The following is a 24,980-nucleotide window of genomic DNA, read 5'->3' on the forward strand; positions in this document are numbered from 1 at the left end:
TTTTCTAAGAGCAATTCTCAAAATATAGAAAATTGCGCTTAATTATATTTTTGACAAATTAACTAATTGTTGATTTCTAATATCATGGCTGTCATGGGAGGAACTTTGATCCGTTTTATATCAATAATGGTTTCGCCTGTCATAATATTTTTTGCAGATTGTGATGTTTTCAATAGCTCAGCAAAATTCTGAGTATTGACCTCTTTTTCAACAGTATTTGAGTTGCTAATAATCATTACACGTTGATTATTGGTATGTCTGAAATAAATATAAATACCATCGAAAGGCAGGAACTGTGTCATTTTGCCTTTTGTAAGTGCTTCTGAAGTTTTTCGATAGTTTAACAGTTTCTTATTCCATTCAAATGCTTCGTTTTCTTTTGCATTTCTTCCGCTTGCTACAAATTTATTTACTGAATCGCCAGCCCAACCCCCCGGAAAATCTTTACGAACTTCAGCATCAGTTGGGTTTTTGAAGTTTTTCATTAGTATTTCTGTACCATAATACATTTGAGGAATCCCTCGCAAGGTGTAAAGCCAGGTAAGCCCCATTTTGTATTTATTGAAGTCTTCTCCGATAACAGAGAAAAATCTGTCGCTATCATGGTTTTCAACAAAAGGGACCAATCTCTCAGGATTCTGATAAACCATATCCTGAGCAATTACCTGATACACCCTGTTAACACCTTCATTCCAGCCGAATTTCTCATTTAAGGCTGTATTAATTGCATTTTGTACCTGAAAATCACAGCTTGAAGGTAGATTGCATTTGAATGAAATATTATAATTATTTTTCGTAAAATAAGACTGACTGATTACAGTTCCTACAGCAGACTCTCCGAAAAGTAGCATATTTGGATGTTCATCTAAAATTGCCTTATTACACCTATTCATAAACTCCATATCATTGTAAATATAAGTGTCAATTCGCCAGGCATCAATATTAAAATACTCAATAGTCCAAAGTGCATGTTGAATCAGAAAGTTTGCTAAAAATGGATTTTTCTGATTCAAATCAGGTAAGAATGGCACAAACCAACCATTTGACGTAACCTTTTTATCATATTCAGAGGCATGAATGTCGAACAAAGGCTGGTCTTTATATGAAGTATTTGTATAATTATCCCATTGATTTAACCAATCTTTAGATGGCATATCTCTCAAAAACCAATGATTAATTCCTGTATGATTATATACTGCATCCTGCACCACTTTAAGCCCTTTTTCATGTGCAGCATTTATCAGTTTCAGATAAGTTTCGTTACCTCCCAAACGTCTGTCAACATTATAGTGATCGGTGAATCCATAGCCGTGATAAGCACTGCGCATGCTGCCCCCTTCATTTGTAACAGGCTGGTTATTTTCTATAACAGGAGTAAGCCACAAAGAAGTTACGCCTAACTCCTTAAAATAATCTAAATGATTAATAATTCCCTGCAAATCTCCTCCATGACGTAACCACGGATTGTTTCTGTCTGAATTATTATCAACCATATCCGCAAATTTGTCATTTGATTCATCACCATTCGAAAAACGATCAGGCATAATCAGGTAAACAACATCAGCCTGGGTTAAGGTTTGTGGTTTAGCCGTACGCGTCTTTAGTTCGTAATCAATTTTCGACGAATTTACTTCCGAACCAATAATAAAACTTAATTTTCCTGCTTTAGTAGTTTTAGCAATTTCTAAATCAACAAAAAGATAGTTTGGGTTTTCAACTTTATTGATTTTTTTAATTTTTACCCCAGGATAAGCATTCAACGAAAGTTTATAAGAGGCTATATCTTTGCCATAAAGCAAGATTTGAAGGTTCGGATTTTTCATGCCAACCCACCAATTTGAGGGATTGATTCGTTGAATATCAGGTTTTTGTCCAAAAAGTTCTGTAAATAGTAATAATTGTACAAAAATAAGAATAATAGGCTTTAAGTGTAATTTCATTGAGGTAAAGTGTTTCGTTTAGGTAGCAAAATAACACAAACAAAGTATTTTTTCATAAAAAAATACTCATTAGATTTGAAAACACTTTAACCTGTAATCGAATGTATAAGATAATATGTTTTGCCTTATTTCTATTTTGTAATAAAGCAATTGCACAAACCCCGATAAAAATGACCAAAGAAAAAACTACAATTAAAAAGAATGCAGATAAACTGGTAGTATATCAGATTTACACAAGGTTGTTTAGTAATACCAAAACAACAAACAAATTCAACGGAACTATTAAAGAAAATGGTTGTGGAAAATTTAATGATATTAATGATGCTGCGCTTACGTCGTTAAGGAAATTCGGAGTCTCTCATGTCTGGTACACTGGTGTAATTGAGCATGCCACGATGACTGATTACTCAAAATATGGTATAGCAAAAGATAACCCTTTAGTTGTAAAAGGAATTGCCGGTTCACCTTACGCAGTTAAAGATTATTATGATGTTGACCCTGATTTAGCGGTCAATGTAAAAAATAGAATGAAAGAATTTGAGTCTCTGGTGCTAAGAAGCCATAAAAATGATTTAAAAGTTATTATAGACTTTGTTCCTAATCATGTGGCTCGTCAGTATCATTCAGATGTAAAGCCAAAAGGTGTTAGAGATTTAGGAGAAGATGATGACAAATCTAAAAGCTTTGCGGTCAACAATAATTTCTATTACATAGAAGGGCAGGAATTTGTTGTTCCAGCAAATGTTAATCCACCCATAAAAGCTACGGAAGTATTTGTTGAGAATCCGGCCAAAGCTACTGGAAATGATGTTTTTATGGCAAATCCAAGTATTAATGACTGGTTTGAAACTGTAAAACTGAATTATGGGGTAGATTATTTGGATAATCGGACAACCTATTTCAACCCAGTACCCGATACATGGCTCAAAATGAGAGACATATTACTTTTCTGGGCTACTAAAGGTGTCGATGGTTTCAGATGCGACATGGCTGAAATGGTACCAAAAGAATTTTGGGGCTGGGTTATACCTGAAGTGAAAAAGATTAATCCACATATTATTTTTATTGCAGAAATCTACAACCCATCAGCTTATTGGTCTTATATTAACGAAGGAAAATTTGATTATCTGTACGATAAGGTAGGCTTGTATGATAGTTTAAGAAGATTAATGCAGGGAGGTGGTGATGCAAATGATATCACAAAGGTATGGCAGAATGAATCTGGCAATTTTGCCAATCACATGATTCGCTTTTTAGAAAATCATGATGAACACCGCATCTGCTCAAAGTTCTTTGTAGGAGATGCTTTTAAGGCTGTCCCGTCAATGATCTTAAGTGCTACATTGCACTCCAGCCCTGTAATGCTATTCTTCGGGCAGGAGTTAGGTGTAAATCCAAATACAGCAGAGGGTTTTAGTGGAGACGACGGAAGAACAACAATTTTTGATTACTGGGGAGTACCCGAGTTCCAGAATTGGGTAAATAATTATAAATATGATGGCGGTAAATTAACCTCAGAACAAAAGAAAATAAGGAAATTTTATGCAGATTTATTAAAATTTGTGAATACAAGCGATGCGGTACAAAATGGACAATTCTTTGATTTGCAGTATGTCAATAATCATGGTCAATCTCCTAATTATAACGATCTGAAAATATTTAGTTATCTAAGATTTACTGAAAAACAAAAATTGTTGTTTATTTGCAACTTTGACTTGGAAAATTCATATTCGACAGATGTTAGTATTCCAAAAGGAGCATGGGAAATGATGAAAATAAATCCTTTAGAAAAGCATACTTTTAAGGGAGTTTTTGGTAATAAATTAATTTTGGCAGAGCAAAAAACTGACAGAATCAAGGTCGAAATTCCGAAAAACAGCGTCCTGATTTTTGAGATTAAATAATAAAAACCTTTAACCTACTATAAACACTATTGAATAATGGCGACGAGCGTCCATAAAGGCAAACCACTACTTACATTCTGGCAGATATGGAATATGAGCTTCGGATTTTTTGGCATTCAGTTCGGGTTCGAGTTACAGAACTCTAATGTTAGCCGTATTTTTGAAACATTGGGAGCCAATAAAGACGAAATACCTTTGCTATGGATAGCAGCCCCTGTAACCGGTTTAGTAGTACAACCTATTATCGGGTATTTAAGCGATCGCACCTGGCATCCCTATTGGGGACGTAGAAGACCTTTCTTTTTTATAGGGGCTATTTTAGCAACTATCGCACTGTTCGTTATGCCAAATTCATCAGTATTATGGGTGGCTGGAGGAATGTTATGGGTTCTTGATGCTTCTATTAATATTTCGATGGAACCATTCAGAGCGTTTGTGGGTGATAAGCTGAATTCGAAGCAAAGAACCACAGGCTTTGCCATGCAGAGTTTTTTTATAGGAGTAGGGTCTGTAATTGCAGCTTTACTTCCGTGGATATTTACTAACTGGTTTCATTTTAGTAATACTGCAGCTGCTGGTGAAATTCCTGATTCTGTTAAATATAGCTTTTATATAGGTGGGGTAGCCTTTTTATTGTCGGTATTCTACACAGTATTCACAACAGATGAATTCCCTCCTGAAGATATAGAAGAATTTAAAAAAGAGGTGAAAAATGCAAGCTTTATAGATGGCTTTAGGGAAACCTTTATCGGTATCTTTAAAATGCCTAAGACTATGGCACAATTAGCAGTTGTACAGTTCTTTACTTGGTTTGGTCTGTTTGCCATGTGGATTTACAGCACCAATGCTGTTACAAGTACGAAATATGATATGAAAGTAGAGAAAGGCTTGGTTACAAAAATGGAAACTGCGCTCCATACTAAATTACAGTCTCCTCAATTAGGTGATAAAGAAGCCAAAATTTTCAAGTCTCTTCAAGCAGACATTAATGAGATAAATGAATACAGGGCAAATCAGAATCCGGTTACGATTTCGATAAATTTAGCGAATTACTTTGAAGAGAATAAAGAAAATATTCTCAATACAGAAGAAATAAGCGAGTTGAAAAGGGTAAAACAGGAATATAACGATGGTGCAGACTGGCTTAATGTATGTTCAAGTGTAAGAAATGGGGTAGCTGCTTTATTTGCTTTCATTATTCCACTCATTGCTTTACGGACAAATCGTAAAATTACGCATATGATCTGTTTGATAATCGGGGGTATTGGGCTTATTTCTATTTACTATGTTACTAACCCTCAATTAATTATTTTATCAATGGGTATGGTCGGTATAGCCTGGGCAAGTATATTATCAATGCCTTATGCGATTCTTTCAGGCGCCCTTCCAGCCAATAAAATGGGGTATTATATGGGGGTATTCAATTTTTTTATAGTTATACCTCAAATTGTAGCTGCTACTATCCTGGGCTTTTTTACGATGAAAGTTTTCGGAGCTAATACTTTGTACACAATAGTTTTGGGTGGGGTATCTATGATTTTGGCGGGCTTACTGGCACTTAGGGTTGAGGATAAAGATTAAGTTAAGTAGATATTAAAGCTCTGTATGGTCTTATATTTGAATCTTAATTGCTTATATCAATTAATGATTAATTAGGTTACTTTGTTATAAAATTGCTTCATTAGTCTATTTTACATTTAAAAACAATGCTGTATTTAACCACATTATAAGTCTATACAAAAATAAAAATGGTCTTCTTACACTACCACTTTATCTTAAAAGTATATCTATTTTAGAAAATAATTCTAAATTGTATTGAAAACCGACGCAAATGTTTAAGAACAGGTATCTGTATGTATTTCTCCATATTATTATGTGGTTAGGCTATACCGCTTTACCCGTGTTAAATGCTATTCAGCGTGATACATCAAGACCACAAACAAATCCGTATACCAATCCAATTTATTGGGGGTATGTATCGTTTTCTTCAGTTTTTCTCTTCTATATACACTCTGAATACCTCTTTCCAAAGGTTTATAAACAAAAACCAATTCGCTATTTTTTATACTTGTTTTCAGTAATTACAATCTTGTTGGTAGGCCGGTATTCCGTAAGGATTTATTTTGTCGGAAATGATATCAATGAAACTTTGTTTTATGTAAATGGATTTATACAGTATATGTATATTTTTGGAATCAGTGCTTCCTATAGTTTTTTTACAGATTATCAGAAACAGCAAAGTACTAAAAGAGAGAATGAACATGAAAGGCTTAAGTCTGAACTTTCATTCTTGCGCTCACAGATTTCGCCCCATTTTATGTTTAACCTTTTGAATAGTCTGGTAGCTTTGAATAGAAAAAAATCGAATCTTGTTGAGCCTGTATTATTAAAAATGTCGGATCTTTTAAGATACATGCTTTATGAAAAAGACGATAAACAGATTACACTTGATAATGAAGTAAAATACCTCCAGAATTATATAGATCTCCAGAAATTAAGATTTGGTGATTATGTAGACATAGATTTTTCAGTAAAAGCTCCCACTTTTAGCAAGAATATTGAACCTATGCTTTTAATTCCGTTTGTGGAAAATGCTTTTAAACACGGCGTTGGAATGATAGAGAAACCTACTATAAGAATTGAATTACAAACTGTCGATAATCAATTGTTTTTTAAAGTAACTAATAAATTTAATTCCGATATTCAGGAAGTAAAAGATGGGGCATCTGGTATTGGTTTAACAAATGTTAGGAGAAGGCTGGAACTTTTATATCCTGAACAGCATACCCTAAAAGTAGAGGAAAAAAATAATTTTTATACAACTGAACTGAAATTGAATTTAAGACAAGCAGCATAACTTTTGTTTCTATTTGAGGTTTCATTGTTAAAAGAGGTGAATAAACATTTTGAATTTCATAGGTTTGTATTGTAATTGTTTGAGAAACTTTCGTTTCTTTTGCGAAATTTTCAGCAAAAAATAAGAAAACCCCCAATAACATGCGTTGTATAGCCATTGATGATGAACCCCTTGCATTAGACCTATTAGAAGATAATATAAGACAGGTTCCCTATTTAGAACTTGTCGGACGCTGTAGAAATGCCTTCGAAGCCATACAGTTAATTCAGAAAGAAAAAGCAGAGTCGCGCCAGATAGATTTACTTTTTTTAGACATACAAATGCCCGGAATCACAGGTGTCCAATTCCTGAAAAGTCTGGTATCAAATCCAATGGTTATTTTCATAACCGCTTATGAACAGTTTGCCTTAGAAGGTTTTGAATTAAATGTTATAGATTATCTTCTAAAACCAGTTTCTTTTGAGCGTTTTCTCAAAGCATGTAACAGAGCGCACGATTTATTTCAGTTAAAAAATATTCCTCAGCAAGCGCCACCCCCGGTTGCATTAGAAGAACATTTCTTCGTAAACGCGGAGTATTCCTTAGTTAAAATCCGCTATAACGACATCCTGTATATAGAAGGACTAAAAGATTATATCAAAATTTATCTTGCAACACAAAGCAGACCAGTCATTACTCGTATGACGATGAAAGGTATTGAAGAAAAACTATCATCAATGCCATTTATGCGTGTCCACAAATCTTTCATTGTTTCCCTCAATAAGATTGAATCTATCAGAAATCTGAAAATAAGTATTGGAACTCATCAGATTCCCGTCAGTGAGCAGTTCTCAGACGAGTTAATGCGTAGGATTGGTGGTAAATAGATGTCGCAAAAATCGGGTGTTTTGTCGAAAGTATTTTAAAGAAGGTGCATATATGCTTAATATTGTGCATCTCTTTAGTATAAATCATCGTCTTTATACTAAACTCAAAGAGAGTTTCCTGCACTAAGTGAAAAAAGTTCGAATTTGGGTGTACTTAAATTGCTCAATTCATGCTCGATGTGTAAATCAGCATCTCAGGTAATTTGTAACGCGAATATCGTTTAAACAAATGAGGCAGATTAAGGAAGTGTGTAGAGAAATTAGAATAAGGAGTAAATATCTACTCATAAATAATAGGTTAGTACGTAAAACTCGCGAGCTTTGCTTGCGAGTTTTTTTATTCCAAATTTTTATAAAATCAATAACCAGAAACCTTTCGAGATGAATCATCGACAAATTTTTTTACAAAATATTGCCCAGACTTCTGAATTTCCATTAGCACTTGAAATCGAAAAAGCCGATGGAATTTATTTGTATGGAAAGAATGATGAGCGATATATGGATTTAATTGCAGGTATTGGTGTAAGCAATGTTGGACACCGACACCCGAATGTGGTTAATGCAATTAAAAACCAGCTTGATAAATATATGCATTTAATGGTATATGGCGAATATGTTCAGCAACCACAGGTATTATTAGCAAAAGGCCTGGTGAAGACATTAGAAAACTTTCATACCTCATCGAATTTAACTTTAGATAACGTTTATTTTACAAATTCTGGGACGGAAGCCGTTGAGGGAGCAATGAAACTTGCTAAACGTTTTACTGGAAGAAGTGAAATTATCTCTTGCTTTAGTTCCTATCACGGTTCTACACAAGGGGCTCTATCGTTAGGAGACGAACTCTTTAAAAGAAATTTCCGACCTTTATTACCATCTATTAGCAAAATTTTCAGAAACCAGTTAACTGACCTTGAAAAAATTACCAGGTTTACTGCGGCTGTTTTTTTTGAGCCGATAGGCGGAGAGTCGGGTGTTCGTCCGGCTGATCCTTATTATTTGAAACAATTAAGGGAACGCTGTAATGAAGTAGGCGCATTATTAGTTTTTGATGAAGTACAATCAGGATTTGGTAGAACAGGAACATTCTGGGCTTTTGAAAAATATGATGTAGTCCCAGATATCTTATTGTGTGCAAAAGGAATGGGAGGTGGAATGCCCATAGGTGCTTTTATTGCACCAAACTCAATTATGGCAGTTCTTAAAGATAATCCAATTCTCGGGCACATTACAACTTTTGGTGGGCATCCTGTGAGCTGTGCAGCTTCTTTGGCAACTCTTAATACCATTCAGGATGAAAATCTGACCATGGACGTAGAAAAGAAAGCAAATCTCTTCAAAGAACTATTAGTTCATCCAAAAATAAAAGAAATACGCAATAAAGGGTTGATGATGGCAGTTGAATTTGATAATTTCGAAACTCTTAAACCTATTATTGACAGGGCGATTGGCAAAGGTGTGATTACAGACTGGTTTTTATATTGTGATAATTCAATGCGGATAGCCCCGCCATTGATTATTACTGAACAAGAAATAAGATACGCTTGTCAAGTAATTTTATCAAGTATTGAATAATATTATGCATTATCATAAAAGAGGTCGTTCTGGTAATCAAGATAGGGCTTTAATATAGCACATCCTTTAATTACCTCAAACGCAAAATCCTTTTCAATAACGTCTTTATCTGAATATTTATGATAAAAGAATAGCTGTTTATATTTCAAAAGTTCAATATTTGGGTGGTCGGCAGAGTAGCCCTTAGGCATATTTTTAACTTTTTCTCCAGATATATTGTCAAAATAACTTCTGAATTTCTGATCATCGATAATACTTTTCAGGTGCTCAGGATTATAATCAATTTCCTGTCTGAAAGTAGCTAACTGAGCAGGGGAGGGTTCCCACATTCCACCGCCCAGAATTGACTGATTATCTGGTTGTATCTGAAGATAAAAATCTATTCTTCCTGATGACCTGCCTCCAGGTCCAAAGGCTGCAGAAAAATATTTTTTATAAGGCGATTTATCTTTAGAAAACCGGATATCACGGTTAATTCTAAAAATGCAATCTTTAACTTTTGTATTTAATAAATCTTCCTGTATCTGAGCCAAACCTCCCAAAATCTGCTGACAGAATTTCTCAAATTCAGCTTTCTCTATTTCATATTCTTTTCGGTGGGCTTGAAACCATTCCCTGCTATTGTTTTCTTCCAGATTTTTTAAAAATTGAAGTGTATCTTGAGTCGGCATTATTAATTTGTCTATTTTTGCTTCAAATTACATCATAATATCGAAACATTTACTAAAATTTTATGACAAGAATCCTGACAGGTATTCAAGCAACGGGCCGTCCGCACTTAGGTAATATTTTAGGTGCTATTTTACCTGCAATTAAACTTTCTCAAAAACCAGAAACCGAATCTTTTTTATTTATTGCAGACCTGCACTCACTTACAGCGGTTAAGAATGCTCAGACATTGGCCGAAAATACACGTGCTGTAGCTTCTGCATGGCTGGCTTGTGGTTTTGATGCTGATAAAAATTTCTTCTATCGCCAGTCAAGACTGGCTGCATATCATACGGAGCTTTTATGGTATCTTTCATGTCAGACACCTTATCCTATGCTTGCGAATGCGCATTCTTTTAAAGATAAATCGGATCGACTTTCTGATGTAAATGCCGGACTTTTCACCTATCCTGTTTTGCAGACAGCAGATATAATATTGTATCATGCTGATTTTGTCCCGGTCGGGAAAGATCAGAAACAACATCTCGAGATGTCGAAAGATATTGCAGCGGCTTTCAACAGAACATACGGAGAAGTATTTAAGTTGCCAGAACCGCTGATAGATGAAAATGTAATGGTTATACCTGGTACCGACGGCTCAAAAATGAGCAAATCATATAATAATTATATTGATATCTTTTTACCGGAAAAACAATTACAAAAGACCGTAAAATCAATTATCTCAGACAGCACACCTTTAGAAGCACCAAAGAATCCTGATACTGATGTTACATTTAAGCTGTTTTCTTTAATTGCTAACGAAACAGAAATCGAAACCATGCGTCATAATTATCTGAAAGGTGGGTTTGGTTATGGTCATGCAAAACAGGCTCTTTATGAAGCTATTTTGAAAAGGTTTGAAAAGGAAAGAGAACTTTATAACTATTATATAGAAAATAATGAGGCTCTTGAGAAAAAACTAAAAGAAGGCGAGGAAAAAGCCGGAGAAATAGCCAAAAAAACAATTTCTGAGGTCAGGAATGTATTAGGATTTAATTAATATGATTGAAACTATCAGATATGCGGAATATGAATGGTTTCTGTGGCTGAATAGCTTTCATTCATCGTTCTTTGATACAATCATGTATTGGGTAACTCATCGGTTTACTTGGATACCTTTATACATTTTTTTAATTTATTATATTTTTGGTATTATCAGGAAAAATGCCTGGTATAAGCTACTTTTTATTCTGATTTCTGTTGGTTTATCAGATCGTATCACCTCAGGTCTTATGAAGCCCTATTTTCAACGTTTCAGACCCTGCCACGATCCAGCTATTGAAAATCTTGTTCACGTAGTTGGGGGTTGTGGCGGGCAGTACGGATTTGCCTCCAGCCATGCTGCTAATAGTTTCGCTTTGGCATTGGCATTTTCACTGTTCAATACACAGAATATCCGGTTGAAATTTTTTCTTTTTTTGTGGGCAATTTTAGTCTCTTACAGTCGTATATATGTAGGAGTACACTATCCTACTGATCTCATTGTTGGTGCTATTGTTGGTATGGTAATTACAATGAGTACCTATTTTATTATTATAAAATTCAATCAAAAATTACTAACTTAAAACTGAGGGATTTCTCACTTTAACACATGAAAAAACTATCTTTTTTTGGTATTTTATTTTTACTTTCCACAATTACATTTGCTCAGGACATTACCCAAGGAACCTGGTTTAATCAGGAGAAAAGCGGTAAAATTCAGTTTTTTAAACAAGGAGATAAATATTTTGGTAAAATTGTTTGGTTAAAAGAACCTAATGATGGTGGCAAGCCAAGAACCGACAAACAAAATCCTGACGAAAAACTAAGAAACATACCTCTGATTGGCTTAATAAATCTTAAAAATTTCAAACAGGCTGGTAAAGATTCATGGGTTGATGGAGAGGTATATGACCCTAAAAATGGTAAAACATATTCATGTAAAATGACACTTACAAGCCCTAAAACTTTAGACGTAAGAGGTTTTATAGGACTATCAATTATCGGGCGGACAGAACATTTTACAAAAGCTGACTAATACTTGATATAAAAAAATCCCTTAATGCTAAGGGATTTTTTTATACATAGGCCATGGTGAACTTATTTTACTTCTTCGTAATTTACATCGGTTACTTCTTCATCTTTACCGCCACTTGTTGAATCATTGTTAGCTGGTTCGCCAGTTGGTGTTGCACCTGCTGCGTAAATTTCCTGAGAAGCTGCCTGCCAGGCGTTATTTATTTTTTCCATTGAAGCATCAATAGCGGCTACATCTCTTGTCCCGTGAGCAGCTCTTAATTCTGCCAAGGCATTTTCGATAGCTGATTTATTGCCTGCTGACAATTTATCACCATATTCTTTCAATTGTTTTTCAGTACTGAAAATCATGGTATCAGCAGCATTCACTTTTTCAACTTTTTCTCTCTCAGCTTTATCTGCTTCTTCGTTGGCTTTTGCTTCATCACGCATTTTTTGGATTTCAGTATCAGATAAGCCAGAAGAAGCCTCAATACGGATTTTTTGTTCTTTCCCTGTCCCTTTATCTTTAGCAGTTACGTTCAGAATACCGTTAGCATCAACATCAAACGTTACTTCAATCTGAGGTACTCCGCGTGGTGCTGGTGGAATACCATCCAGATGGAATCTCCCAAGCGTACGGTTCTGAGTAGCCATAGGTCTCTCTCCTTGTAAAATATGTAACTCTACAGAAGGTTGATTATCGGCAGCTGTTGAGAATACTTCATTCTTTTTAGTTGGAATGGTCGTATTAGATTCAATCATTTTGGTAAATACACCACCCATTGTTTCAATACCTAATGAGAGAGGAATAACGTCCAATAAAAGAATATCCTTTACTTCCCCTGTCAATACACCACCCTGAATCGCTGCACCAATAGCCACTGCTTCATCAGGATTTACGTTTTTAGAAGGTTTTTTACCGAAAAACTTCTCAACTTCTTCTTGTACACGAGGAATACGAGTCGAACCACCTACCAGGATTACCTCATCAATATCACTATTGCTCATGCCAGAATTTTTCATAGCTCTGCGACACGGCTCCATTGCTCTCTGAATTAATTTATCAGCTAATTGTTCGAATTTTGCTCGGCTTAGGCTTCTTACCAGGTGTTTGGGAATACCATTCACAGGGAAGATATAAGGGAGGTTAATTTCAGTTTGAGCAGAGCTTGATAATTCAATTTTAGCTCTTTCTGCAGCCTCTTTCAAACGTTGTAATGCCATAGCATCCTGACGTAAGTCAATACCTTCATCTTTCTTGAATTCATCTGCTAACCATTCGATAATCACCTGGTCGAAATCATCACCACCTAAGTGTGTATCACCATCGGTAGCTTTTACTTCAAATACACCATCACCTAATTCAAGAACTGAAATATCAAATGTGCCACCACCTAAGTCAAATACGGCAACTGTAATATCTTTTCCTTGTTTGTCAAGGCCATAGGCTAATGCAGCGGCAGTAGGCTCGTTAATGATACGTTTTACATCTAAGCCTGCAATGAGACCGGCTTCTTTAGTAGCTTGACGTTCAGCATCATTAAAATAGGCAGGAACTGTAATAACGGCTTCAGTAACAGTTGTACCTAAATAATCTTCAGCCGTTTGTTTCATTTTTTGAAGAATGAAAGCTGAAATTTCCTGCGGAGTATATTGGCGGTCTCCTATGCGAACACGAGGCGTATTATTTGGGCCTTGCTCAACATCATAAGAGATTGTTTTCATTTCTGCACTTACTTCATTGAAACGTTTTCCCATGAAGCGCTTAATAGATTGTATAGTATTTTTAGGATTAGTGATTGCTTGACGCTTAGCAGGAGCACCTACTTTTTTCTCACCATTTTCTAAAAAAGCTACGATTGAAGGAGTTGTGCGGGCACCTTCGCTGTTGGCAATAACAACTGGTTCGTTACCTTCCATTACAGCAACGCAAGAGTTTGTTGTCCCTAAGTCGATTCCAATAATTTTTCCCATATTATTTATTTATCAGTAAATTTATTCAGAAATATTTTATCTCTCTATCATCAATGGACGTGCCAAGCATTTTTTTGGCAGAAAAAACTGACAGATTGGCAGAGAGTAATAAACAAATAAATGAGCAATTATGCGTTTTTGGCTTAGCAGACAATATTGTGTTCAGAAATAAATATTAATTCTGTCAATAAGACTTTAATTAATTGCATCCGGCAACCTGAGCGCGGAAAACAGTACCGAGTTCGGCCTGAAAACCAGGTTGCAAGGTAATGGATTGGCCTGCCTGATATACAATTTTAGAGTCAGGGAGAATCAGATTCTGAGCTTTAACAGTAGTAGAAGCCCTATAAATTAAATTTACATTTGAACCATAAAAATCGTCAGCCGGGCTGGATAAATTATAAGAATTTGCACAGTCAGGAATTACCTTAACCGTTATCTTAACAGGATTACTGATACAATTGCCGATTTTACACGAGGCACTGTATTCGGTTGTAACAGTAGGACTGACACTTACCGATTGGGTTTGAGCTGAAATTCCCGGGCTCCAGATAACTGCCCCGCCTGTGCAACCGTATGTGTCTAATATGGCAGATTGACCAACATTAATAGTTTGAGGACTTGCAGCAACCAGAAAAACTGTTGAGGTAACGATTTCTGCGATATTACTAAAATCTGATATATTTTCCGAAAAATCTTTCGCCTTTACTTTTACTGTATAGTAATGTGATGGGTCTAATCCTTGAATATTATAGCTGGTAATAGGGGCATCAACCGACCCAACTAAAATACCATCAAGGTAAATTTCATATTTCTCCACCTCCATATTGTCTGTAGAGGCATTCCAGATAACAGTTGCGCAATTCTGACCTACCTGGCTTACACTTAAATTTTGAGGAATCGATGGTGCCTGGCCATCAACACAATGTAATCTTGCTCCTGCCCAATCTGTATGATCAAAATTGAAATTATCTGGTCCTTGATTCGTAATTAATTTTAATTCCTGAACACCCTGGACATCAATATTGAGCTTAATCGTGGCACTGGTATTGCTTAAAAGTGGGCTTTCATAACGTAAGGCATTGTCGGCATACACTCTGAAATAAACCGAACCACGCGTTGGTGGAGGTGCGATTTCGTCGTCAATTCCGATATGAGTAATGAAGCGGCCAAAATTACCATTTAGTTTGTAAGTAATTTCAGAGTTGGCATGGCAACCAATCCCCTTAGGATAAGTAATACCTTTTAATTTTATAGGATGCCCGTCATGGCTTTGGTCATACTTTACGGCATCAAGCCCACTGATTGCGGTACATGCAACCATATTGGAAAGGTAGGTAACATCACTACAATTTAAAGCACCTGAACACCCACAGATAACAGACTGAGTAAAGGTAATATTTCCCAGATTATCAGTCAGGTAACAACGATAAGTTCCGTTTGTTCTGCTAATCATCTGAGAAGTGGACTCTGCCGTATCTTCATAGTCTGAGTTTCCGATATCTAATCTGACCCATTTATAGGAGACGTATCCACCTGGGGCAGTTAACTGAAACTCTGAATTAACCTGACTGACTCCCACTGCAGGAAGTATTTTTGCCGGAATCGGAGTTGCTTCATTAAAGAAGGTCGAGTTGAGAGCGGCGTCCCATAAATTTGCCAATTCTATAATACCAGCCTGATTGAAATGTACATCATCTTGTCTGAATGAAGCTCCTAAAACATCTGTGTCCGGGCCTGAGAAGAGTTTATTTCCATTATTACTCCCTAAATTTTGTTGAGCTACTCTGATATCTGCTTGTGTATCATTATAGTTAAATAAAGTGGCTTTAGAGATAACCCAGGAAATAGTACTGCCAAAATCGTTTCGGCTCTTATTAATCACATAAGAAATATTATTCTGATATTCAGCACCTGTAATAGTATTAACAAAATTATCTGTTTCTCCTTGATGCCATAAAATTGCTCTTACTCCGAAAATCGATGCATAATAATTCATTACTCTTTTCAGACCAGAATACGGAACGCCTAATTGATTACAAAAAGTAGTCTGGCTGCCATTATAGTGGTTTACAGTTGCCTGTCCGTCAGAGCTTTCTTTCCAGTTAATGCTTGAAGTAGAAGTAGCAGCAGCATTAAAAAACGCAATTGGAACCCCAAGCCTGCTCGTAAGCAGATCGCCTAACTTGCCATAGGCCCAGGTGCTAAGACCAGTCTTTGAGATATAGCCATCTGAAAGTTGCGTAAGCGCAGGGTAGCTGGGGAATTTATTATCACATTTTTCATCAACTTCATTGTACCATGATACTTCGTTATGAGTCACAACACGCTCATCACTTGCTCCGGTGGCAATTCCTCCAATGCCTTGAGCATTTGATTGTCCGGCAATTAAAAAAACTTCCCCTACACCAACATGATTGAGAGTGGCAGTTCCATTTATTTCATTGTTATTTGCAAAACTTCTTAGCTCTAATCTGTACCAACCTCCAGGCACACTGGTAAGAGTTCCGTTAAATACACCTCCTGTCGGGTTACTATGTATGGTTGCCCAACCAATAACCTGATTCTCATTTAATGGATTAACAAGTCTTGCCTCTACTCTGTTTATTGTTATATTAGGTGGGAAACTACCAGCGATTGAGAGGCTCGCCAGATTATTCTGATTTCGCTGGAATACAGCTTTTTCCATCGGAAATGTAATGCTTATCTGAGCATTTACTTGTACTACTATTGTCAGCAAAAGAATAGATAAGTAGTATGGAGATTTAATAGTCATAATTTTTTTTTATATACTACCAAAGCACAGATTTAAAATGCTTTACCATTATCCTGATCTTAGATAAAAGAACTATTTTTAATAAATGCTCGAGCAGTTATGCTTTATACTTTCCGGGGGCACAATACCAATACAAAAATATTAAAAAACAAAAACCAAACCATAAAAAAACACCCATAATTGATTTTATGGTTCTGTTTTTATGGTTTGGTCAACATAATATTCAGTTAAAAATTATTTACCGCCAAATAACCCACCTAAAAGGCCGCCAAGACCGCCTCCATTATTTTGCTGCCTTCCGCCTCCCATTGCTCCTCCTGCAATGTTAATTAAATCATTCATGTCTAATTTGCCATCAGCCAATGCACCCGCTCCTTGACTAAGAATACTTCCAAAATCAATTCCTGAAGTTTTACCTCCTGACAATACATCCATAATACCCCCCGTATTGATAGAGTCATCATCAGGATCATTGACTTTGTTAATGAGGCTTCCTAATACTGACGGTAACATGCTTGCTACTACGTTTGCTGCTGCAGAGTTAGACAAGCCGAATTTTTCCATCAGATTACGGATTACACTTTGTGCAATACTACCTACTATTGGATTTGACATCATACTTTGTCCTGAGCCAGCCCCACCGCCAAGTAGGCCCAATAAACTTCCAAGACCGCCCTGGCTGTGTGCCTGGTTTGATAAACCACCCATGAGGCCTTCCATTACTTCATTCATAACACCCTCATTATGTTGATTTGGTACGGCTGGATTGTTAACTACGGCACCTTGGCCATATTGCTGAATAAGACCTTGCAAAACTTCTAACATTTTCTTGAATTTTTATGGTTGTTAAAGGGTAAATTTATTATTTTTTTCTTACATTTAAACCAGAATCCGGTTTAAATATGCGATGTTTAGACTATTAATTTTTTGTAAAGTAACAAAATGGAATCAGAAAAAAATAGTATTGAATCAGAATCTTCTAAGGAAACAAGCGTGGTACAAAAATCAGTTGTTGAATTGCTAAAAGAAAGTGTTGTTGATGTGTTCTATCCAAGTGAGTCAGACGAAAAATTAAAAGTAATTGATTGGCAAGCTGACCATCCTGCACCATTCAATACAATTTTATTCAGAAAATATATCGGGCTTACGCCTGCAGACAGGGTAGAAACAATGCCCTGGGAAAAATTCTTTACAGTTGTACTTGATGAGCAAGACTGGTGGACTGATTTTGAAAAAGAAAGGGCTGAGAAATTTTCAAGAATTAAAAGTATTATGCAAGAAAACCTGACCGAATTGGAATATCTGAGAGCCGGAAGAGTAGAGATTGAAGCCTATTTGATAGGCAAAGATTATGAAGGGAAATGGAAAGGACTTAAAACAATAATTATTGAAAGCTAATTGTAAATAAAGAAGAGGTACCAATATAAATTGATACCTCTTATCACAGAAAATAAACTATCTGCTCCTTATTTTACTTTCTCAACTACGGCTCTGAACGCTTCAGGGTGGTTCATTGCTAAGTCGGCCAATACTTTTCTATTCAATTCAATGCCAGCCTTGTTTAATTTGTCAATTAAAACAGAGTAAGATAATCCTAATGGACGAACCCCTGCGTTTATACGAACAATCCACAAACGGCGGTAACTTCTTTTCTTTTGCTTACGTCCTTCATAAGCATAAGCTAAACCTTTTTCTACGGCGTTTTTAGCAACCGTCCAGACGTTCTTACGACGTCCGTAATAGCCCTTGGCTAATTTTAAAACTTTTTTACGTCTTGCTCTTGAGGCAACGTGATTGACACTTCTCGGCATTTTAATTTTAGTTTTTTTGACTTTGGCGTTTCAGTTAATCTGAACTCTTCGGTGCCATTCATCGGGTGAAACAATTGAACCAATGTAAGAGCCTTAAGACTACAATTACATACTTAGTAATGACTCAATGCGATTAGCATCAGCCGGACTTACAAGCGTTGCAGAAACAAGATTTCTTTTACGCTTGTTTGATTTTTTTGTAAGGATATGGCTATGGAAAGCGTGTTTGCGCTTAATTTTACCAGTACCCGTAATTTTGAAGCGTTTTTTTGCTCCAGAATTGGTTTTTTGTTTTGGCATTGTACTGAAACTTTAAGTATTGAACAAAAAAGTAAATTGGGGTGCAAAAATACAAAATATTTGATTTAATTACAAATTTGAGTCTAAAAGTTTGTTTAAACGTACTACAGATTGCACCATTGAACGAACATCATGGTAATTTATCTTCCATGAGTGGCTCATATGCTTCCAGATCGGCTTGCCCTGACGTGTCATTAAAGGCCACCACTCACCCACAGCACGGTTAATCATTTTATCAAATACAAAACGGTGGACATTTATATAGGCATTCCAGTAATTTTCATCCTTCAGGTATCTGAACGCATCTAACATACCAATCAGCATCTCTGCCTGCTGCCAGAATTCTTTCTCACGGTCATATACTTCACCCGCGTGAGAGCCTTCTACATATACACCTCCAAATTCCCAATCTACGCCGTAATTAACCGAATGGCTGAATGATTTAATAATTTGTTCACGATGATCATCATATGGTAATCCAAGTATATCCAGAGCATGCATGAGTAACCAGGCAAATTCTGAATTATGGCCATAACTGGTATTGTCTTCTGCCGCTGCTTTTTGGCCGTCCTCAGTAAATCTATCCCAACCCCAGACAATATCAAACTTAATCTGAGGGGCAACAGTCCAGTCGGACCAGAATTGAGGTATTCCTGTGCCGTACTCTGGGTGCATAATTTTGTGTGTAAGTAGTTCAATTATTTCTAATAATTTACGCCGATGCACTTGCTTGCCGGTACATTCATAAAGTGTCGTAAAGGCTTCCATCAGGTGCATATGGGCATCAAGTGTTTTTCTGTCCCCTCCGGCCGCACCGGGGCCTTTCAAATCCCAGTTTCGTAGAAACATTTCCCAATAGCCTCCATAATAAGTGTCCACTGCATGTTTTTGTAATAAGTCAAAAACTTTTTCTGCATATTCTTGCCCTCTTGGGTCACCAGTTGCAAGGGTATATTCACTTAGGCTATAAATCGCAAAACTATGGCCATATACAATTTTTTCATCAATAGTAACCTCACCTTTTCGGTTTACCATCCAGTAGAAACCGCCATATTCTTTATCCCACATTTTTTCTATTAAGAAATCAACACCTTGCCTTGCCATTTCGGCTAATTGCCCGTTTCCATATCCTGCTCGATGAGCAGAAGAATAAGTAAATACTGAACGTGATTGAGCAATGAGCGACTTTTCATCTTCTCCTGAATCGTTCCCGAATTGGTCAAAATGAGTAATAAACCCCCCATATTGTTTATCAACAGTACGAGTTATCCAGAAAGGAAGAAGGCTCGTATTCAGGTAATTTACGATTTCATCTCGAAGTTTAATTGCGGTTTCTTTTGAGTACATAGGTATGTTATATATTTTGAATTGAATTTGCCTGATAAACTGTTATGATTTCTTCTAATGTGGCAGTGCCTGTCTGCTGTAATTTCTGTACCGTTACAGCAGCAGCCAGATTGGCGATTTCTAAAGATTCCTGAATGGATGCCCCAGCTCCTCTACTGGCTGAAAAAGCTGCAACAACTGTATCACCCGCACCAACGGTATCTATCTCATTCTTGATAGAGACTGCCCTCACATTCTGTGTCTCCTCTTTATCTAAGTATAAAATGCCATGTTCTCCTCGTGTTACAATCAGACAATCTCCGATTTGAGTTTGAAGTGTTTTGCCATGAACTACACAAGCCTCATGGTCAGCTTCATCAATTTCTTTTACATTCAGTAACCTTGCCATTTCTTCAGTATTGACTTTTAAAATGGTATTTTTAATGTAGGAGCCATAAGTACGTAAATCAGAGACGAAAAGGCATGCTGAAAATTGCGCAATCAATAAATTGAGTTGTTCAATTCTTTTTGGGTTTAGTAAAGGATTAGGAAACTGTTGATTGATAACCAGAACATCTAAATTGTGAAGAGAAGTGGCCAGAGTACCTAACAATTCGTTAAATAATTCATCAGCTAATCGATTATTTGTACCAAAATCAAGTCTGTTCGATTCACCATCTTTGGCCATTGGTTTAGTATAAGTGCAGGTGTCCCAATCAGAAGACAATACTTTCAGAAATTTAGTATCTACCTTAATATCATGAAAAAGGTTTTGCATTTCACGGCCGTAAATGTCATTACCGATACAGCCGAAAACCTGAATATTTTTGATCCCTAAAGTACTTAAATTATTCACTACATTTCCGGCTGCACCTAAAGACGAGTGAGGTTTACTTGCCCAGAATACTTCTTTATTTGTTTCAACTGAATATTCATTGGTGTTATAATTTATATCATAATAAAAATCAACTGCAAAATCACCAATTACTCCTACTCTTAGGCTACTAATTCTTTTAAAAATTGCTTCAATTTCACTTTTGATAATAGGCATTCGTCTAATATTAATTTCTTACTAAGATTTATTTTTATAGTGCAAAACAGAAAGGGGGTAAAGTTGCTAAAAAAATGGTAAATAGAGATTAAAAACCTCAAAAACTTATTAATCTGAAAATTAGTCTTTTTATAAAACTTGAAAAAAATCAAAAACGACTACTGATATTCAGAGTTTTAGTTTTTTGTTGAAAAATAATCCGTGTCTGAAACAGATTTTTTCCGTAAATTAGTGTTATAGTAATATAAGCAAACTTAATATATGAAGTTCTCCCATTTACATAATCACACCCAATTTTCGCTCCTCGATGGTGCTTCCGATATAAAAAAATTATTTGCAAAAGCTGAAGCAGATGGCATGCCTGCAATGGCAATTACCGACCACGGAAATATGTTCGGGGTTTTTGATTTTGTAGCTACAGCAGGAAAGTTTAATGTAAAACCTATCGTTGGTTGTGAATTTTATGTGGTTGAAGACCATACCCGCAAACAGTTTACTAAAGAACAGAAAGACCAGCGTTTTCATCAGCTTTTATTGGCAAAAAACGCAACTGGTTATAAAAATCTTACAAAACTTTGCTCATTAGGTTTTATTGAAGGCCTGTATGGGAAATTTCCTCGAATTACAAAATCCTTAATAGAGCAATATAAAGAAGGTTTAATTGCCACTACTTGTTGTATTGGGGCTACAGTGCCAAAAACAATACTTAGAAAAGGAGAAGAAGAAGGAGAGAAAGAGTTCCGTTGGTGGCTTGACAGATTCGGGGAAGATTATTATGTTGAAATTCAACGACACGAAATTCCGGAGCAGATTAAAGTAAACGAGGTATTATTAAAGTTTGCCAAAAAATATGGAGTAAAGGTAATTGCTTCAAATGATAGCCATTATGTTGATCAGCAAGACTGGGTGGCTCATGATATTTTACTGTGCGTAAATACCAATGAAAAATTATCAACGCCGTCTGCCAAAGAATTTAACGATGATGAGGCAACTTCAAGAGATACCCGCTTTGCTTTTTTTAACGACCAGTTTTATTTTAAGACTACACAGGAGATGTCCACCCTATTCAGCGATATCCCTGAATCAATTGATAATACAAATGAAATTGTAGATAAGGTTGAGACACTGAAGTTGAAGCGAGACATTATGCTACCAAACTTTCCGATTCCAAAGGAGTTTAAGGTACATGAAGATGATGTGATGAATCAATGGGAGTATCTCAAGCATTTGACTTATGAAGGAGCAAAGCAACGTTATGGTGAGATTGGTTCTGAAGTACAGGAACGCCTTGATTTTGAGTTATTTACAATTAAATCAATGGGTTTTGCAGGGTATTTTCTAATCGTTTCAGACTTCATCAAGGCGGGTCGTGATTTAGGCGTAATGATTGGGCCTGGTCGTGGCAGTGCCGCTGGCAGTGCTGTTGCTTATTGTATTGGTATCACAAATATCGACCCGATTAAATATAATCTGCTCTTTGAGAGATTCCTGAATCCAGACCGTAAGTCAATGCCCGATATTGATACAGATTTTGATGATGAGGGGCGTCAGAAAGTAATTGATTATGTGGTTCAGAAATATACTAAGAATCAGGTGGCGCAAATCATTACCTACGGTACAATGGCTACTAAATCTTCTATTAAAGACGTGGCACGTGTAATGGAATTACCCTTGGCCGATGCCAACTATATTGCTAAGCTGATACCTGATAAACCTACATATGGTATTGATTTCCAGAAATTGATTCATTATCCATTGGATGGCCCCAAAAGTTTATCAGAAATTGGCTTACAGCCTGATGAAATTGAGAATGTAAAGAAAGTAAGAGCATATTATAACGGAAATGACCTGACCGCCAAGGTTCTGCAACAAGCCGAGAAGTTAGAAGGAACCATACGAAATACAGGTATTCATGCGGCAGGTATTATTATTGCTCCCGAAGAATTATATAATATCCTTCCCGTTTCTACCTCTAAAGATTCTGATTTATTAGTTACGCAATATGAAGGGAAAATCATTGAAGATGCCGGCGTAATTAAAATGGACTTTTTAGGTCTTAGAAACTTGACCATCATCAAGGATTGCCTGCGTATGATTAAAGAGAATCATGATGTAGTTATAGACATTGATAGTATTCCGTTAGACGATAAATTAACATACGAGTTATTCCAGAGAGGAGAAACCAATGCGGTGTTCCAATTCGAGTCTGATGGTATGAAAAAATATATGAAAGACCTGAAGCCTGACAGATTAGATGATTTGATCGCGATGAACGCCCTATATCGCCCCGGGCCGATTGCCTACATCCCCAACTTCATTAACCGTAAACATGGTCGTGAAGAGGTAACATATGACTTACCTGATATGGAGGAATATCTCGGTGAAACCTATGGGATTACGGTGTATCAGGAGCAGGTTATGCTTTTATCTCAGAAATTGGCCGGGTTCTCTAAAGGCGATGCCGACGTTTTGCGTAAGGCAATGGGTAAAAAAGACCGGAAAACACTCGATAAGCTTAAACCCCAGTTTTTAGAAGGTGCAAAAGCCAAAGGGCATCCTGAAAAGAAATTAGAGAAAATCTGGACCGACTGGGAAGCATTTGCTTCTTATGCTTTTAATAAATCTCACTCAACCTGTTATGCTTTTGTAGCCTACCAGACCGCATACCTGAAATCCCATTATCCTTCCGAATACATGGCTGCTGTATTGACTTCTCAATTAGGTAATATTGAAAAAATTACCTTTTTTATGGAAGAATGCAAAGCAAAAGGTTTGCCAATTTTAGGGCCAGATGTAAACGAGTCTCAAAAGCAATTCAGTGTGAATAAGAAAGGGGAGATACGCTTTGGTATGGGTGGAATCAAGGGAAGTGGCGATGCAGCTGTTGATGCAATAATTGAAGAAAGAACTAAGGGGGGACAGTTCATTGATATTTTTGATTTTATCACCAGAGTTAATTTAAGAACAGTCAATAAAAAAACGCTTGAATCTTTTGCTTATGCAGGGGCATTCGACTGCTTTACAGATTTACACAGGGCTCAATATTTTGATAATACGGATGGAACCACTTTGATTGAGAAATTAATTAGATATGCTAATAAGCATCATGAAAATGCTTCTGCCGGACAAAATTCCTTGTTTGGATCTATCGGGGGTAGTGGATTTGATATTGCCAAACCTAAAGTAAATATTTGTGAAAAATGGGGCGATATCGAAAAACTTCGATTAGAAAAAGATGTTGTTGGATTTTATATTTCAGGCCACCCGTTAGATGAGTTTTCAATGGAAATGAGGCGTTGTACTGCACTCGACCATGTTTTTGACCCAAACAACCAGAATAAAGAAATTACTATTGGGGGAGTAGTAACAAACGTGCAACATAAGCAATCTAAAAATGGTAACCCATTTGGTATTCTGAAGATCGAGGATTATGGTTCAAGTATGGAAATGATGCTTTTTGGGCAAGACTATGTTAATTTCTCTAAATTCCTTAATATGGGGTTGTTTCTTTTCATCAGAGGTAAATTACAGAATAAATGGGGTAGGGAAGGTGAGTGGGATTTCAAGCCCGTCAGTATGGAATTATTAAGCGAGTTAAGAAACAAAATGTTTAAAGAGATTAAAATAATTTTAGGTCTGCAACAAATTAATGCCCAACTGATTGAGGAGATTGATGCGATGGCTTCACGCTACCCCGGAACCTTTGACTTTAAATTATCTGTACATGATGCGGAAGAACGTCTCGACGTTTTACTGCTTTCAAGAAAGGCAAAAGTGGCCTCAACAAACGATTTTGTGAAAGAATTAAAACAAATTGTAGGCGATGAAAATGTTGTATTCGGATAATGGAACTTTTCTTAAATGCCTATTTGTTAGACCTATAACAAACAAAAT

The 24,980-nt window shown here is 36.3% G+C and carries 19 protein-coding genes; 10 read left to right on the top strand and 9 right to left on the bottom strand.

Going from position 1 to position 24,980, the window contains the following annotated elements; translation table 11 throughout:
- Nucleotides 1-62 precede the first annotated feature (62 nt).
- Nucleotides 63-1,940: a glycoside hydrolase family 13 protein gene (locus H1R81_RS24255; protein WP_181843346.1), complete on the bottom strand. Its 1,878-nt coding sequence runs from the start codon at nucleotides 1,938-1,940 to the stop codon at nucleotides 63-65.
- A gap of 170 nt (nucleotides 1,941-2,110) precedes the next feature.
- Here H1R81_RS24255 and H1R81_RS24260 point away from each other — a divergent pair, with 170 nt between their 5' ends.
- From H1R81_RS24260 to H1R81_RS24280, 5 genes are all read left to right on the top strand, one after another.
- The gene (locus tag H1R81_RS24260; RefSeq protein WP_229251211.1) at nucleotides 2,111-3,844 is read left to right on the top strand and encodes an alpha-amylase family protein; all 1,734 of its coding nucleotides are present in this window, start codon (nucleotides 2,111-2,113) and stop codon (nucleotides 3,842-3,844) included.
- A 36-nt stretch (nucleotides 3,845-3,880) separates the two neighbouring features.
- The gene (locus H1R81_RS27525) at nucleotides 3,881-5,425 is read left to right on the top strand and encodes an MFS transporter (protein WP_229251212.1); all 1,545 of its coding nucleotides are present in this window, start codon (nucleotides 3,881-3,883) and stop codon (nucleotides 5,423-5,425) included.
- Between the two features lie 250 nt (nucleotides 5,426-5,675).
- Complete coding sequence (locus tag H1R81_RS24270; protein WP_181843348.1) at nucleotides 5,676-6,701, top strand: sensor histidine kinase; 1,026 nt, start codon at nucleotides 5,676-5,678, stop codon at nucleotides 6,699-6,701.
- 140 nt (nucleotides 6,702-6,841) lie between these two features.
- Nucleotides 6,842-7,567, top strand: coding sequence for a LytTR family DNA-binding domain-containing protein (locus H1R81_RS24275; RefSeq protein WP_181843349.1), 726 nt, complete (start codon nucleotides 6,842-6,844; stop codon nucleotides 7,565-7,567).
- Nucleotides 7,568-7,948: 381 nt separating this feature from the next.
- Nucleotides 7,949-9,142, top strand: coding sequence for an aspartate aminotransferase family protein (locus H1R81_RS24280; protein ID WP_181843350.1), 1,194 nt, complete (start codon nucleotides 7,949-7,951; stop codon nucleotides 9,140-9,142).
- A 2-nt stretch (nucleotides 9,143-9,144) separates the two neighbouring features.
- On the opposite strand, the gene H1R81_RS24285 is transcribed toward H1R81_RS24280, so the two are convergent.
- Nucleotides 9,145-9,813, bottom strand: coding sequence for a DUF2461 domain-containing protein (locus H1R81_RS24285; RefSeq protein ID WP_181843351.1), 669 nt, complete (start codon nucleotides 9,811-9,813; stop codon nucleotides 9,145-9,147).
- A gap of 62 nt (nucleotides 9,814-9,875) precedes the next feature.
- On the opposite strand from H1R81_RS24285, the gene trpS reads away from it, so the two are divergent.
- From trpS to H1R81_RS24300, 3 genes are read left to right on the top strand one after another with little or no spacing between them, the layout of a single operon-like run.
- Nucleotides 9,876-10,850 (top strand): tryptophan--tRNA ligase, encoded by a 975-nt coding sequence (trpS, locus tag H1R81_RS24290; protein WP_181843352.1) that lies wholly within the window; start codon nucleotides 9,876-9,878, stop codon nucleotides 10,848-10,850.
- A 1-nt stretch (nucleotide 10,851) separates the two neighbouring features.
- Nucleotides 10,852-11,415 (top strand): phosphatase PAP2 family protein, encoded by a 564-nt coding sequence (locus tag H1R81_RS24295; protein ID WP_181843353.1) that lies wholly within the window; start codon nucleotides 10,852-10,854, stop codon nucleotides 11,413-11,415.
- A gap of 26 nt (nucleotides 11,416-11,441) precedes the next feature.
- Nucleotides 11,442-11,867 carry a DUF2147 domain-containing protein gene (locus tag H1R81_RS24300; protein WP_181843354.1) on the top strand — a complete coding sequence of 142 codons (426 nt, stop codon included), beginning with the start codon at nucleotides 11,442-11,444 and terminating at the stop codon, nucleotides 11,865-11,867.
- A 62-nt stretch (nucleotides 11,868-11,929) separates the two neighbouring features.
- Here H1R81_RS24300 and dnaK read toward each other — a convergent pair whose 3' ends face one another.
- The 3 genes from dnaK to H1R81_RS24315 all read right to left on the bottom strand — a co-directional run bounded on the left by dnaK (nucleotide 11,930) and on the right by H1R81_RS24315 (nucleotide 17,423).
- On the bottom strand, nucleotides 11,930-13,822 hold the full coding sequence (dnaK, locus tag H1R81_RS24305; protein WP_181843355.1) for a molecular chaperone DnaK: 1,893 nt from the start codon (nucleotides 13,820-13,822) through the stop codon (nucleotides 11,930-11,932).
- A 199-nt stretch (nucleotides 13,823-14,021) separates the two neighbouring features.
- A complete protein-coding gene (locus H1R81_RS24310) occupies nucleotides 14,022-16,598 on the bottom strand; it encodes an NPCBM/NEW2 domain-containing protein (protein ID WP_181843356.1) in 2,577 nt (858 codons plus the stop codon).
- A 234-nt stretch (nucleotides 16,599-16,832) separates the two neighbouring features.
- Entirely contained in the window at nucleotides 16,833-17,423 is a 591-nt protein-coding gene (locus H1R81_RS24315; protein ID WP_181843357.1) for a DUF937 domain-containing protein, read from the bottom strand.
- 117 nt (nucleotides 17,424-17,540) lie between these two features.
- On the opposite strand from H1R81_RS24315, the gene H1R81_RS24320 reads away from it, so the two are divergent.
- Nucleotides 17,541-17,996: a nuclease A inhibitor family protein gene (locus tag H1R81_RS24320; protein WP_181843358.1), complete on the top strand. Its 456-nt coding sequence runs from the start codon at nucleotides 17,541-17,543 to the stop codon at nucleotides 17,994-17,996.
- 68 nt (nucleotides 17,997-18,064) lie between these two features.
- On the opposite strand, the gene rplT is transcribed toward H1R81_RS24320, so the two are convergent.
- The 4 genes from rplT to H1R81_RS24340 form a co-directional block, all read right to left on the bottom strand.
- Nucleotides 18,065-18,409 (bottom strand): 50S ribosomal protein L20, encoded by a 345-nt coding sequence (rplT, locus tag H1R81_RS24325; protein ID WP_181843359.1) that lies wholly within the window; start codon nucleotides 18,407-18,409, stop codon nucleotides 18,065-18,067.
- A gap of 105 nt (nucleotides 18,410-18,514) precedes the next feature.
- The gene (gene rpmI, locus H1R81_RS24330) at nucleotides 18,515-18,709 is read right to left on the bottom strand and encodes a 50S ribosomal protein L35 (RefSeq protein ID WP_181843360.1); all 195 of its coding nucleotides are present in this window, start codon (nucleotides 18,707-18,709) and stop codon (nucleotides 18,515-18,517) included.
- A 69-nt stretch (nucleotides 18,710-18,778) separates the two neighbouring features.
- Nucleotides 18,779-20,056, bottom strand: coding sequence for an AGE family epimerase/isomerase (locus H1R81_RS24335; RefSeq protein ID WP_181843361.1), 1,278 nt, complete (start codon nucleotides 20,054-20,056; stop codon nucleotides 18,779-18,781).
- 7 nt (nucleotides 20,057-20,063) lie between these two features.
- Nucleotides 20,064-21,086, bottom strand: a complete 1,023-nt coding sequence (locus H1R81_RS24340) for a bifunctional heptose 7-phosphate kinase/heptose 1-phosphate adenyltransferase (RefSeq protein WP_181843362.1) — start codon at nucleotides 21,084-21,086, stop codon at nucleotides 20,064-20,066.
- 261 nt (nucleotides 21,087-21,347) lie between these two features.
- Here H1R81_RS24340 and dnaE point away from each other — a divergent pair, with 261 nt between their 5' ends.
- Complete coding sequence (gene dnaE, locus H1R81_RS24345) at nucleotides 21,348-24,932, top strand: DNA polymerase III subunit alpha (RefSeq protein WP_181843363.1); 3,585 nt, start codon at nucleotides 21,348-21,350, stop codon at nucleotides 24,930-24,932.
- The last annotated feature ends 48 nt before the right edge of the window (nucleotides 24,933-24,980 follow it).

The organism is Emticicia sp. BO119, assembly GCF_013912375.1.
Classification (GTDB): domain Bacteria; phylum Bacteroidota; class Bacteroidia; order Cytophagales; family Spirosomataceae; genus Emticicia.

Coding starts and splice junctions, on each gene's coding strand:
- H1R81_RS24255 (WP_181843346.1), bottom strand. CDS start 1,940: ATGAAATTACACTTAAAGCCTATTATTCTTATTTTTGTACAATTATTA.
- H1R81_RS24260 (WP_229251211.1), top strand. CDS start 2,111: ATGACCAAAGAAAAAACTACAATTAAAAAGAATGCAGATAAACTGGTA.
- H1R81_RS27525 (WP_229251212.1), top strand. CDS start 3,881: ATGGCGACGAGCGTCCATAAAGGCAAACCACTACTTACATTCTGGCAG.
- H1R81_RS24270 (WP_181843348.1), top strand. CDS start 5,676: ATGTTTAAGAACAGGTATCTGTATGTATTTCTCCATATTATTATGTGG.
- H1R81_RS24275 (WP_181843349.1), top strand. CDS start 6,842: ATGCGTTGTATAGCCATTGATGATGAACCCCTTGCATTAGACCTATTA.
- H1R81_RS24280 (WP_181843350.1), top strand. CDS start 7,949: ATGAATCATCGACAAATTTTTTTACAAAATATTGCCCAGACTTCTGAA.
- H1R81_RS24285 (WP_181843351.1), bottom strand. CDS start 9,813: ATGCCGACTCAAGATACACTTCAATTTTTAAAAAATCTGGAAGAAAAC.
- trpS (WP_181843352.1), top strand. CDS start 9,876: ATGACAAGAATCCTGACAGGTATTCAAGCAACGGGCCGTCCGCACTTA.
- H1R81_RS24295 (WP_181843353.1), top strand. CDS start 10,852: ATGATTGAAACTATCAGATATGCGGAATATGAATGGTTTCTGTGGCTG.
- H1R81_RS24300 (WP_181843354.1), top strand. CDS start 11,442: ATGAAAAAACTATCTTTTTTTGGTATTTTATTTTTACTTTCCACAATT.
- dnaK (WP_181843355.1), bottom strand. CDS start 13,822: ATGGGAAAAATTATTGGAATCGACTTAGGGACAACAAACTCTTGCGTT.
- H1R81_RS24310 (WP_181843356.1), bottom strand. CDS start 16,598: ATGACTATTAAATCTCCATACTACTTATCTATTCTTTTGCTGACAATA.
- H1R81_RS24315 (WP_181843357.1), bottom strand. CDS start 17,423: ATGTTAGAAGTTTTGCAAGGTCTTATTCAGCAATATGGCCAAGGTGCC.
- H1R81_RS24320 (WP_181843358.1), top strand. CDS start 17,541: ATGGAATCAGAAAAAAATAGTATTGAATCAGAATCTTCTAAGGAAACA.
- rplT (WP_181843359.1), bottom strand. CDS start 18,409: ATGCCGAGAAGTGTCAATCACGTTGCCTCAAGAGCAAGACGTAAAAAA.
- rpmI (WP_181843360.1), bottom strand. CDS start 18,709: ATGCCAAAACAAAAAACCAATTCTGGAGCAAAAAAACGCTTCAAAATT.
- H1R81_RS24335 (WP_181843361.1), bottom strand. CDS start 20,056: ATGTACTCAAAAGAAACCGCAATTAAACTTCGAGATGAAATCGTAAAT.
- H1R81_RS24340 (WP_181843362.1), bottom strand. CDS start 21,086: ATGCCTATTATCAAAAGTGAAATTGAAGCAATTTTTAAAAGAATTAGT.
- dnaE (WP_181843363.1), top strand. CDS start 21,348: ATGAAGTTCTCCCATTTACATAATCACACCCAATTTTCGCTCCTCGAT.